Annotated in this window: 7 protein-coding genes; 6 read left to right on the top strand and 1 reads right to left on the bottom strand. The window is 58.1% G+C overall.

Annotated elements, in window-relative coordinates:
- Positions 1-50 precede the first annotated feature (50 nt).
- From ACZ89R_RS11800 to ACZ89R_RS11775, 6 genes are all read left to right on the top strand, one after another.
- Positions 51-545 (top strand): CS1 type fimbrial major subunit, encoded by a 495-nt coding sequence (locus ACZ89R_RS11800; RefSeq protein ID WP_429545702.1) that lies wholly within the window; start codon positions 51-53, stop codon positions 543-545.
- A 106-nt stretch (positions 546-651) separates the two neighbouring features.
- On the top strand, positions 652-3,174 hold the full coding sequence (locus ACZ89R_RS11795; protein WP_429545703.1) for a CS1-pili formation C-terminal domain-containing protein: 2,523 nt from the start codon (positions 652-654) through the stop codon (positions 3,172-3,174).
- A 37-nt stretch (positions 3,175-3,211) separates the two neighbouring features.
- Positions 3,212-4,468: a hypothetical protein gene (locus ACZ89R_RS11790; protein WP_429545704.1), complete on the top strand. Its 1,257-nt coding sequence runs from the start codon at positions 3,212-3,214 to the stop codon at positions 4,466-4,468.
- Between the two features lie 59 nt (positions 4,469-4,527).
- Positions 4,528-5,271: a molecular chaperone gene (locus ACZ89R_RS11785; RefSeq protein WP_123500612.1), complete on the top strand. Its 744-nt coding sequence runs from the start codon at positions 4,528-4,530 to the stop codon at positions 5,269-5,271.
- 47 nt (positions 5,272-5,318) lie between these two features.
- On the top strand, positions 5,319-5,813 hold the full coding sequence (locus ACZ89R_RS11780; protein WP_429545705.1) for a CS1 type fimbrial major subunit: 495 nt from the start codon (positions 5,319-5,321) through the stop codon (positions 5,811-5,813).
- 49 nt (positions 5,814-5,862) lie between these two features.
- The gene (locus ACZ89R_RS11775; protein ID WP_429547863.1) at positions 5,863-7,137 is read left to right on the top strand and encodes a hypothetical protein; all 1,275 of its coding nucleotides are present in this window, start codon (positions 5,863-5,865) and stop codon (positions 7,135-7,137) included.
- A 221-nt stretch (positions 7,138-7,358) separates the two neighbouring features.
- On the opposite strand, the gene ACZ89R_RS11770 is transcribed toward ACZ89R_RS11775, so the two are convergent.
- Positions 7,359-12,470, bottom strand: a complete 5,112-nt coding sequence (locus tag ACZ89R_RS11770) for an NEL-type E3 ubiquitin ligase domain-containing protein (RefSeq protein WP_429545706.1) — start codon at positions 12,468-12,470, stop codon at positions 7,359-7,361.
- Positions 12,471-12,604 lie beyond the last annotated feature (134 nt).

Raw genomic sequence — 12,604 nt, 5'->3', positions numbered from 1 at the left:
GGTCTTCTGACTTCAATGAGCCAATTCTTAGATAAAAAGACAGGTATTAGATGATGTTCAAGAAAATTGCGATGACTGCTCCACTGGCCATTCTGGCGCTGAGTTCCTCCATGGCTTTTGCCGCCGGGGAAGCGCGACACTCCATCAGTCTGATCGCCACCGTTCCGGAAAACGGTTTCTACGTGACGCCTGTCGATCCGGATCTGGTCAACAAGGATCAGGACATGAGCCCGCGCACAGGCTCCAATACCCTGACGCCTTTGGTCGGCTACTTCGATGTACGCAACAATAATGGTTCGGTTCACGCCAGCGTGGAAAGTACGCCAATGCTCTACGGCGGCGCCAACACGATTCCTCTTACCGTTGCGTTCAATGGCGTTACGCTCACCACTACGCCGCAGTTGGTCGTCGGTGAACAAGAGTCCGATGCGAACTATCGCGCGGCGCTCAACATCAGCGCGGTGGGTACCGACCATCCTGCTGCGGACTACACCGGCACTGTTGCCATGAGTTTCGATGCCGTTCTTCCTATCATCACTCCATGAGTGTCTGACGTGACAGCAAACGCTTACTTGTCCAAGTAACGCAACCGGTCGGTAAATATTTTTTACCGGCCGGGCTTTAATCTATTGGTAATTAGAGTACGTGTTCATGTTCCCGATGACGCCCATCGCGGCTGCGCTTGCGTTGCTGCTTTGTAGTAGTGCATTTGCAGCGCCCGCCACTGTTGCTAATACGCCGAGAAGTTTGTTGTCTCAGGCCAAAGGTTTGCCGGCGGACTTCGAAGAACACTTCTTTGATGTTCCGTTAGCGGTTCGGGTTGAACTTGATCAACAGCCACTGGGCGAGGCGATGATTATATTGTCTCGCGATGATCGCATTACCTTACTTGAATTCACCGACACCAGTGACAGTAACATTGGTGCCGTCGAACGTGATGCCTGGGCAACTTACCTGAAGTCGGGCGTGGCCCTTGGCGCCTGCACGGGTGCGTGTCCGGAACAACTGCAGGCGATCCACTACAACCTGCAAAATTCATTGGTGTCCATCGGTACTGAAAACGCCGAACGCGACACCGAAGCCAAGCGTTACTACGACCAGCCCGAGGGTGGCAGCAGTGGTCTGATCGTGCGCAATCAGCTCAACCTCAATGGTGGGCAGGAACAGGATCTGGGCGGCCGTTTTGGCCTGGAGGCCAGTGGCAGCCTGGGCAATTGGAGCCAGACATTCAACATGCAGCTGGCCCGTCTCGGTGGGCCCGATGACAAGCTTTATCACGCCATACATGAACTCCATACCCAGCGTGAATTGCAAGGCAGCTTCTTTCGCCTGGGCTTCTTTACCCCCAATTCCGAAGGCCTGACCCGGCAGCCGCGCACTTTCGGCACCAGTCCCGATACTGCGATGGGCATGATGTTCGGCAGTTCCGACAGCCTGGCGATCGACACCCCGAAACCGAGCGTCTATCCGATCTATGTCACTGCCAACCGGCAGGCCTCGGTGGAAATTTTCCGCGACGGTTTGCTGATCAATACCCAATCGGTGCCGGCCGGCTTGCAAACCCTCGACACCCGGCCGTTGCCCGGTGGCATTTACGAAGTGGAAGTACGCCTGATCGAAGACGGTCAAATCACTTCGACGACCCAGGAGCTGGTGTACAAGCCGAACAACTGGCGCAACTTCGATGAGCGTTGGCGCTACAACCTGTTTGCCGGGCAGGAACGCAAACTGTTCAGCAACTGGGATCAACAGACCAGTGGTGATGCCACGGCGGGCGCGTCGATCAACTACCTGCTGCACCCCAGAGCCATTCTCGGACTTTCGTTGCGTCAGGTACGCGAAAAACTGCAATACGGCAGCTCCATCGACTGGACCCTGGCCAACAGCCTCAGCGTTTATGCCAATGTGTATCAGACCGAAGACCACGGCACCGGGGTCGATCTGCAAGGCTTGTACAACTATGGCTCTGGCAGCCTGGTGGTCAGCCATAACCGCAGCTGGCTCGACACCACTTACACCTATGACACCCTGCCCGACGGCACCCGGGTGCGCCAACAAAATGTGTTCACCGGCCAGACCAGCAATTCATCCCTGGCGCTGAGCCACCGCATCAGTCGCAAAAGCTCGGTCAACGCGCGGGTGTCCCACAGCGAAGGCAATGTCGAAGGCGTTGGCGTGGACCTGGGATGGACGCAGCGCGGCGAGCTGTTTGGCAGCGATGCCAGTTGGCGCCTGTCGCTGTTCGATCGTCCCGGTAGCTACAGCAGCGGCAATGATCGTAATCGCGGCGTCGACCTGAGCGTCAACGTCGCGCTGGGGGCACCGGGACAACAAATATCCGGCAGCATCGGTTCGCGCACGGCGCGCGACGGAAGCCGTGACAACAACGCCTCCCTGGGTTACCGCAAAGACCTGCAGGACCACGTGTTGCAGAGCGTTTCGGTGACGGCACTCACCGACACCTATGGCGTCGGCGTGTCGAGCCTGGCGAACTTTAGTACCGATACGATCCGGGGCGACGGGTTTGTGCAGCGTTCGTCCTACAACGGCAACTTTACCGGTGGCCTGAACCTGGACAGCACGGTTGCCATCGGCGCCCGGCAGATGGTGATGACCAGCCAGCCTCAGGGGCGGGGCGCCGGGATGATTGTCGATGTCGAGTCCGATATCGACGGCATCGCCTTACGCGCCGACGACCTCAGCGGCGGCAGCGCCGCCTTGCGACCGGGGCGCAATTTCATCCCCATCACCGCTTACAAGAACAGTTCAGTGAGTTTCGACTTCGAAGGCAATCACGTTCCGGCGGCGACCATCGAGCCGGCGCGCACCCGTTATCACCTGAACAAGGGCGGGGTGGAGTACCGCAAGGTGCGCGTGATGAAAACCCTGACCGTGCTCGGTCGTTTGCTCGACCCACAAGGCCGTCCCCTCAAGGGCCATCACGTGATCAACCACGCCAGCCGCGGGGTGAGTGAAGTGGACGGGTTCTTCTCCATGGAAATGAACGCCGGCTCGCCGACCCTGCAAGTGCGTTACGCCGATCAGTTGCTGTGCCAGTTCCGACTCGATACCGGCAAGTACCGCAGTGAAAACGACGTGCTGATGATCGGTGACCTGCGCTGCAGCCCGGACACCTTGGCGGACGCAACGTTTGCGCCTGAAACAGCGGGCTGATGCCGCTTACAGACATTAACTTTCGGACTATAAATTCATGGCTCATTCAAGGCGGTATGGCAAGTTTCTTGCGCTTTCGATCGTCAGTTTTTTGATCGGCTGTTTCCAACATTCGGCCGAAGCGGAGGAGGTGCTCATCACGGCGACGTTCAAGCCGGACCCTTCGAAACCGCATCAAAACAGGTTTGAAAACACAACCCCACCTAGTGGTTACTGTGCGACTTACCCGGGGGAATGCTCCGATAACCAGATGTTCAGCCTGCAAGTACCGATCGCGTTCAATTCCAGCACGGCGATTCCCGCTAATCATACTTCCCCACGTAGCGGGGCTATGTTGAAAGTGCCCGCGCAATGGCGGGAACTCACGATTTATCACGAAAGTACCCGGGAACCGCAGACGGTGAAGGTGCGGATTGTCGGCATCGGGTCCAAGTACGTGACTCAGGACGTAATGCAGCTGGTGGTGGGGGCTGATGACTACCGGATTGCCCACAATCTTTTATGGGGGACGAGCTGGGTTAACGCGCCCGCGCCATGCTTCTACAGTGGGGTAGGCGCATTCACAAACACAACCTACAAGTTCTTCTGGAAAACACCCTCACAGGGCGAATGCGCAAAACAGGCAAAGTTCGATGTGCCGTGGCTGCGCTTCGATAATCTGGACTTTGCCTATGAGCTTGAAACCCCTAACCCCTTGGGAATGAAAACAGGACAGTACGTTGGGGCACTGACCTACACCGTCGGCCCGGGCGGCGATTTTGATATGGGTGACGTCATGCTGCCGAGCAGTTCGGCGTTGACATTGAACTTCAGTCTCGACGTACAGCACACCCTCAAAGTCGACATTCCTCCCGGCGGCAACAAGGTCGAACTGGTACCGGAGGGTGGCTGGCAAAACTGGCTGCAAAACGGGCGTAAACCGGTGCGGCTGTTCCGTGACCAGACCTTCAATATCTCCGCATCGTCGCGGTTCAAGATGGAACTGAGCTGCTTCATCACCGGAACTAACAATTGCATGATTGTCGACCTGGTTTCAGGGCGTACCGCGGAGGTGCAGATATCAATCAGCTTGCCCAATGGTCTGACGGACCTTGCTGGGGAACCGGTCAAGCGCAAGCGTTTTTATCCTGGTCCGAGTAGGGCCGAACAGTTTCAACCTGCGTTCTATGTCGATCGGGCACCCGGCGTTTTGCACTTCGAAATCGATTCCTTCTACGTGAACTCAATGCTGCAAAGCGGCCGTGCGGCCACCTATTCCGGGACTGTCACGGTGATCTGGGATTCGGAAGTCTGATGGGCTGTGCATCGAGCGGTCGAGCCAGCGTTGTATTCAATGTCATGAGGTACAAGGTTATGAAGCGTCTATTTGCGCTGGTAAGTCTGGGCGGGTTTTCCCTGGCCGTTCAGGCGGCGCCCAACATCAACGTCGGGACGGTCTACGACTATCTGGATGGCGATAAAAGTACCTATTTGAAACGGGTGTTCAATGGTGGCGACAGCACGGCTTTCGTCAAGGTCAACATTCTGGAAATCATCTACGACGCCGATGGCACGCCCCGTGAAGTGCCGGTCAAGAGCCAGGCCGATGCCAGCGCCCGCGATGGATTGATGGCCAGCCCCGCGCGGCTGATCGTGCCCGTCAATGGCATGCAGGGTTCGCGTCTGCTGTACATGGGCGAGCGTGAAACCGAGCGATATTTTCGTGTGCGCTTCGTACCCGTGGTGCCGGAAAAGGAGGATGAATTCGCCGTTTCCGAGGAGGATCGCGACACCTACAAAAAGAACCTGTCGGCGGGGGTCAACGTGATGGCCGGTTTTGGCACGGTGTTCTTCGTGCGGCCGAAAAACACCCGTTACGACAGCGTGATCGATGATGGTCCGGGCACTTACAGCATTCGCAACAACGGCAACACCGTGGTGATAGTCGACGAGTTCAAGAACTGCTCGCTGAAGGTCGAGACCGAATGCGAGCCGACCACCAAGCACCACATCCTCGCGGGAAAGAGTTTTCAGTTCGAGAAAAAACCCGGTCGTGAGTACCGTTTCCAGCTGATTGAAGGCCAGGCCAAAAAGACCATGCGCATTGCCAGCCGGTAGCACCGACCCGTGTTGCTGCGGTTTTCTTTGATGAACAGGTACCAGACATGATCAAGCAATGGGCCTTCGCGGCATCGTTGAGTGCCGCGACGCTGATGAGCTCCCAGGTGTTCGCGGCGCGGGAAGAACATGAGTTCGAAATTTCGGTGAACATCCCCACCTTGGCGTTTTACGTGATACCGGCGGAAACGGACTGGATTCATCGCGAGCAGAGATTGCCGTGGAATCCTCATACTTCAACCTTGGGCGGTTTGCGCAAGTATTTCGACGTCAAGCACGACACCAGCGCAATTGAAGCGCGGCTGGAGAGCGAACCTTATCTATCCAACGGCAACGATGCCGAGAATATATACCTGCGCGTCAGCTTCAACGGTCAGGCGCTGAGTCACGACGCTCAGCCCCGGCAAGTGGTCTCGGCACAGGAGGCCATGGCGGGCAGTCGGGTGCGGTTGGACATCGAGCCGACAATCCCCACTGGAGGTTATAAACCGGGCAGTTACTACGGCAACGTGCTGTTGGTGTTCAGTGCCGTGGCGCCCTGAGCCCGTTAAAAAAACGTCCTCCATCCCATGACAGGGAGTCATGAGCGAGATGAAATCAATGAAGTTTTGCAAAACCCTCCTCCATGGCAGCGCGGGGTGGGTGTTGTTGTGTGCATTAACCGTTGAATCGGCGATCGGCGCGACCATGGACATCAGAGCATCGTTCAGGCCGGATCCGTCCAAACCCCATGAAAACAAGTTCACCAATGACACCCCGGTGAGCGGACATTGCGCACGTCAACCTGAATTCTGCAAGGAGCAGGGGTTGTTCTCATTGCTTGTCCCCATCGAGTTTCAGTCCATCGCCCCCATCCTGGCTGGGCATGCCGATCGCCGCAAAGGGGCAATGTTCAAAGTACCGGCCGATTGGCGACGGCTCACGATCAGCAAGGTCGATGGTCGTGCGGAGACATCGGAGGTCGAGGTTCGTATTGTTTCTATCGGTGGCCGTTACATTCTTCCCGATACGGCGCAAAACCTGGTCGGCGAAGGCGAACCCACCAACTTGCAAGGCTGGCATACCCGTCTGTGGGGGGACTGGACCTGGGCTCCGCCCGCGCCTTGTCAGCCTACGGGAGGCATGTATACGCAACCGAACAGCAGAACCTTTTTCTGGATGACGCCCACTGCCAGCGAATGTGCAATGACGGCTAATTATCGAATTCCGGGCCTTACTTATGACCAGATGCAGATTGGCTATGAATTGCGCACCCCCGATCCGCTGCACATGTCCTCCGGAATTTTCACCGGCAATCTGACTTACTACGTCGGCCCCGGCATGGATTTCGACATGGGTGATGTCATGCACCCCAACGACTCTACCCTGACATTGAGTTTTACCCTCAACGTTGAACATACACTCAAGGTCGATATTCCACCGGGTGGTAACAAAGTCGTGCTGGAGCCGGCTGGCGGGTGGCAAAACTGGTTGCAACATGGACGAAAGCCGGTGCGCCTGTACCGCGATCAGGTCTTCAATATCTCGGCGTCATCACGGTTCAAGATGCAAATCGGCTGCGAAATCCCCGGGCTGTACGACTGCATGATTCGCGACCCCGTTTCGCAGCGTGCCGTCCTGGTGGAACTCAGCGTCACCCTGCCCGATGGCTTGACCGATCTCGCTGGCGTACCGGTCAAGCGCCGTCGTCTGATACGTGTGGGTCAGGAGGAGCAGCAAAAATACCAGGCCCTGAATTATGTGAACAATCGGCCGGGCATCCTGCACTTTGAAGTCGCGAGCGAATACATGGATTACATGCTGCAACCTGGCGTCGCCGCCCACTATACCGGGAACATCGTCGTGATCTGGGATTCGGAAATATGAAAGGCCTTGGGCTAATGCCGGTAAGTTAAGACATTTGAGCGACGAAAATCCTGTGGGAGCGTGGCTTGCCCGCGAAGAATGCACCGCGGTTTTTCAGGTACTACGCGTCATCGTTCTTCGCGGGCAAGCCACGCTCCCACAGGTTCTGCGTCTTGACTTACCGGCTGACTGTTTGCCTCCAGGTACAGCAACTGGCAATGGTCGAAACGTTCAGGGCGTTATCAATGACCTGCCATTCTCAATGCTATTCGGGTCAGGCGTCGCGCCAGTTCCTTTTCGTCTTCGAAAAGGTCGTTGATCAATCGGTTGTACACCTCATCGGTCATTTCCTTGCCGGTGAACACAACCGACTCGGGAACAGCAAGCTGTCGGGCCAGTTCTTTGAGTTTTTCCTCGAGCTGGTTTTTGTATTCATCGGTGCGGTGCCGGGTATGAGCCCGTTCGCTTTGCGTCTGCCGCAAATCCGCCAGTAACCCGGCCTTGACCACCGCGTACAGCTCGGTGTTTTCCTCAAATGCTCGCGGGTGGGTCGTGCGCAGGTATTCAACCCAGAAGCGTTGCTCCAGTATCTGGTTCACCAGCCCGTCACCGTACCCCAGTGACAGCACCGCGCCGTAGGCTTGATCGATCATGCTCTCACTCACGCCAGCAACCGGCCGGTGAAGCATGCTTCGCGATTGCCAGGGCAGGTCCAACCGTCGGGCCAGACCAGTCTGGTAGGCGAGATAGACCTCGACTTCATCCGGTGTGAGACCGCTGTCAATTCGTTCCTGCATGTCCGCACGGGCAATCTCGTTCACATGATCCAGACGTGCCGCGCTCCGGGCCAGGGTCACCAGTTGACGTTCGAGCATCTGCGGCGAGGTGCTCAATGATCTGACTTCCGAGGCCAGCACTTCCAGCCCCATGTTGTTGAACAACTGAGCGCCGGCATCGGCGCAGTTAACGGGTGAGCTGGCCATGGTGAAGAGCCTGTTCCTGAGCTCGGCATCCATGTCGGCGGCATCAATCAGCCGCCATACACGCTTGGCCAGATCGGCTCGAAACTCGCCTCCCGCTCGATAATCAGCAGACAGGGTAAGGCCGCGAATCACCGTGAAGAATCCCGCCGAGTCCGGTTCATCGGCCAGATCACCCCAGGCCTCGCCACGGTATCGGCCAAGCCCGGGGGAGGGCGTCCACCATTCGCTGTCGTCCGTTACAGGCCAGAAGGCCAGATCGTTGTCGGTGGCAGGTGGATAGGCATGTCGGGGGCTGAGCCCCACGGACCTCCTGAGGTTTTCGTAGGCCAACCGGTTCACGTCACTGAGCGTTTGCGCGTCAAGCCGGGTGCGTGCGACCACAAAGGCATCGTTCGAGCCCGGGATCACATCGGGAATACGCGCCAGCGGGTTGTCCTGCAAGTCGAGGAAAAAACCGCGCGGTCGAGGTTTGCCGAAGGTGCCTCGGGGCCAGGTGTCGATGCCGGTGTCACGCAGGCTGACGATCATCAGGCCGGGCATGTGTCCGATGTCCGGTAGCGCGCCCAAGGGGTTGTGATCCAGCCTGAGGGTTTTCAGGTAGGTCAGGCGGCTGAGTTGTTCAACGCTTTGCGCTGTCAGGCGGATGTGGTTGTTGTTCAGGCGCAGGGTCGACAAAACGTGCATCGTGGTGATGCCCTGGGGTATTTCAGTCAGTTGACCGCCTCTGGCGCTTAATTCGTCAAGGTGCGCAAAGTCCTTCAACAGACCGCCCGGTTCGCTGGAGAAACGCGTGTTGTCCAGATTCAGGACCGAGACCTTGTCGAGAAACCGCTTGAGATCGGGCTTCTGTTTCCACCAGGTCTCAAGATTGACACTGCTCAGCTCCACCGATAAATCGAGACGATAACCGCTGTGGGGATGCAGGCTGCGCTCGTCGAACACCAGGCTTCGACGTTCGAAACACTCGATCAGCCGTTCGGCGATGTGGCGCCCGCCGCCGTCGCGGAAACCCTGAGGGTCAGGCCCCCAGACGTCGGGTTGCTGATAGCGCCACTGATTGAGGGTGACGCGCAGGTCGTCGAGTTCATCCTCAAGCGCCGAAAGGGCGGTCAGGGGGTCACCATGCGCGGTCAAGGCCTCGACAAATCGCGTGGCCTCCTCAGCGCTGAAGGTCGGGTAAAGGTCGCGAACCCGCCGATCCAGTGAGGCGGAACCGTCCTTGCTCAGGCCCCCACCCTGTAACAGCAGGCTGGTGATCCGGTCACGCTGCGAGCGAATCGGTAGTTCGGCGAGCGCGGTTCTGCGGACTTCAGGGGCAACGAGGATTTGCTTGAACCAGTGTTTGAGCGCTTTGCCCTGGCCGAGCTGGAAACCCAAGGCGTTGCGCTGATCCTGCGGCATTGCACGCAGCAACGACTCATAGAGGCTGCTGGCTCCGTAAAGGCGATTGTCCTCGTCGAACACTTCGTATTTGTTGCGTCCGCCGCTGCTGACGAGTGTCCTGACCCGGGTAGCAGATTGCGCGCCAACGCTGCAGCGCAAGCTACCGTGCGGGGAGCTGTCGCGGATGTCGACACGCAGGTCGGTGAATACGTCGCTGTGCAGTCTCAGCGTATTCAGGACCAGACGCTCGGTGTCCGCGGTTAACCCCGAATGCCCATAAAGGCTCTCGGTTGCCCGGACCGCGCGCACTTCGAAATTCAGTTCACGGGCCTGATTTTTTATACGCAACGGAAGGCGTTTTTCGCTGAGCATCGCGAGGCGTTCCGCACCCGTGGCGTTGGCCAGCAGTGTTTGGCTGATGCTTGACGGCAGTTCGGGGAACGCGTCTCTGAGCAGCCTCACTTGCGGATCGCGGGTTTTTTCCCGGGCGCGATACGTCCGTTTGGCCAACCTGTCCATGTCGCCTTCGACAAAGTCGGCCAGTTGATTGCGCAAGGCTTGTGCCCGATGCGCCGGTGGCACGTCGGGGCCGAGCATGACGGCGAGTTCGGGCTCCTCCAGAAACGCCACCACGCGTTCGGGCAACTGCCCGGCCATGACGTCCGCCAGGCTGATGCTGAGGATGTCCGATGGCAAGGCCTCAGGATTGCCATAGAGGCGATCTTGCGCCGAAGCACTGGATTGATGAAGCACGCGCAGGGCCTTGTCGTGTGGCCAACCGGGCAGTTCCGTCACGGTTTGCTCGAACCAGGCCGAAGCCGGATCAGGCGTCAGCGGCAGACCACTGCGAATCTGTTCTTCCAGCCGGGCGATATCTTCATACGCCTCGAAGCGTTTCAGCGCATCGGCCAGCAGCGGCGGTGGCGCGTCAGACTCGACGTACATCCGCCGCAACGTATCGTGATCGGTGCCGCTGATGGCGCGGATCTGCTCCAGTTCGCCGTCGCTAAAGCGCTCGACCGAATGCCCGAGCCGGCGCATCAGTTGGCGTTCACTCCAGGCTCCGGGCTGTTCGCCTTCATGCACGAAGGCACCCAGGCCATTGTGTGTCACCTGCGGCCGATAAACGTCCGGCTGCCGGGGATGAATCACCCGCAACCGGCCGGAGGGTTCTCGCTCGATCTCCAGCAGTTTGCCCTCGTGAGGCAAAATGGATTTGCCTTGATGCCGGTGCAGCCCCCAGGCATCCGGCGCCGAATCGGCGGGCAATGACAGGTCGTGCTGTTGATAGGGAGTGAGATCGGGATGCCACAGGCGTTGGCTGCCGTCAGGCAATTGCACCGGTTTCATCGCGTTGATGAACGGTGAGGAGAGGGAGTTGCCCAGCTCGGCGGCGCTGCCGAAGATACCGAACTGAACCAGGTTTTCGACAATGCCCAATACATGCCCGGCCGCTTCGGTGGTCTGGCCTTCAGCCCAGTCCACAACGCCTTCGAACACTTCATCCGTCAGTTGGTAAGCGGTGTACGCCAGCATCAGCTCACCGAGCACCGGCACGAACGGCGTGACCACGAACAGGGCCACATTGAAAATGTCCGAGAGCATCTTCTCCAGGTTATCCCACCAGGCCCAACGCGCCATGCGGTCGGCATCCTGGGTGGAGATCGCGAGGTCGCGGGCATCGTTGACGATCTTGTTGAGCCTGATCCGGAACAGGTATTGCCAAAGGTCGTCATGGGCCGGGTCGGGCGAGCGGTTTTGATAGTCATCGGTGATCGCCTGGACGCTGAAACTCAGGTTGGGATTGTCCACCGGCGTATCCCTCCAGACGGGGCCGCCGGCCTGCCGATCTCGTTGATGCCATTTCACCGTGCTCAAGCGTTGATTGAGACTGGCGAAGAAATGCCCTCGCTCCGTGTGGGGCACGAACTGGCTGAAGAACTGTTGATAACCGAACCCACCCGATGACTGTCCGTCGGCGGGTTTTTCTTCCCGCAGCTGGCGGGTCAGTTCGGCCATGAACTCGGCGGGCGAGGGGTATTCCTTGAGTGGGTGTTGGTTGTCGTGTGGCACATAGGCGATCAGGCGACCGGGAGAGCCACCCGGTCCCGGGTCGGTTGTGATCAACAGAATGCCCGCCAGCACCGTTTCCATCATGGCCAGGTTGTAGTAGCTCACGTGCTTGCCGTCCAGCCTCAAATCCTGTCGGCCATGGACCAGATCAAGGATGAGTCGATGGGCGTGTGCATCAATGTGTTTGTTCAGCAGTGCCAAATGCGCCGCTGCTTTCAACGCGGCTTTTTGGCTGGCAATGACCGCCGTGCGCACGTTGTTGGCGACCCGGGAGCTGCCGAATCCGAGGGCCTGACGCAGTGCCTGTTGATAGCGGGCGCCGATGTCCAGATCACGGCAGATGGCCTTGAACCCTTGGGCGGTAAGCGCGGCTCCCGTGATTCTGTGGTTGATGTGCAGCGTTTTCATCTGTCCGCGCGGGTCCGGCGCGTCAAGAAAAGCAAAGTCCGAAAATGTTTCGTCATCCGAGAAATTGTGCAGGGCCGCGTTCAGTAACGAGACCGTCCGGACCTTCGTGCCACCCTTGAAATCGTGCACCCACCATGGGCGGCCGACGGCGGCGTAAAGCCGCAGGTAGGTGTTCCTGACATCAATGTCGCCGTAGTGCTCGCTGAGCGTTTTTTTCAACAGGGGTTCGGCAAACGCATAAACATCGGTCAGGTTATCAAGCAGGGCGTCCACGGCGTTCTGGGTAGACCAGTGCTCGGATATCGCCTCTTTGAGCTGATGGTGAGCTGAGCGGGCATGGGTTTTGAACGGAGCGAAGTCGCGCTGGGCAGCCTTTAATGCGCGAGCGTTGACAGGGGAAATGTCGGTGATCCAGGCGGGCAGCGCCTGCGCGATCCAGGTGTCATTAATGCCGTCCTGGTTTTTGGTGTTGCGGCGTCTTTGATCAATCCTTGATAAATTCGTCATGTGCTAACCGTCTAAAGCTGTAATCAGGCTCTTCAGGTTAGGTAGGTACAGCGGTCGAAAAAAGCTCAAATACAGGGTTGGATTGCCCCGAAAGACGCCTCAATCCAACGATAAACAAAGAGCGAAAAATACAG

The organism is Pseudomonas sp. TE3728 (genome assembly GCF_056279145.1).
This window is presented reverse-complemented; position numbering and strand designations above follow the sequence as displayed.

Coding starts and splice junctions, on each gene's coding strand:
- ACZ89R_RS11790 (WP_429545704.1), top strand. CDS start 3,212: ATGGCTCATTCAAGGCGGTATGGCAAGTTTCTTGCGCTTTCGATCGTC.
- ACZ89R_RS11775 (WP_429547863.1), top strand. CDS start 5,863: ATGAAATCAATGAAGTTTTGCAAAACCCTCCTCCATGGCAGCGCGGGG.
- ACZ89R_RS11770 (WP_429545706.1), bottom strand. CDS start 12,470: ATGACGAATTTATCAAGGATTGATCAAAGACGCCGCAACACCAAAAAC.
- ACZ89R_RS11785 (WP_123500612.1), top strand. CDS start 4,528: ATGAAGCGTCTATTTGCGCTGGTAAGTCTGGGCGGGTTTTCCCTGGCC.
- ACZ89R_RS11800 (WP_429545702.1), top strand. CDS start 51: ATGATGTTCAAGAAAATTGCGATGACTGCTCCACTGGCCATTCTGGCG.
- ACZ89R_RS11795 (WP_429545703.1), top strand. CDS start 652: ATGTTCCCGATGACGCCCATCGCGGCTGCGCTTGCGTTGCTGCTTTGT.
- ACZ89R_RS11780 (WP_429545705.1), top strand. CDS start 5,319: ATGATCAAGCAATGGGCCTTCGCGGCATCGTTGAGTGCCGCGACGCTG.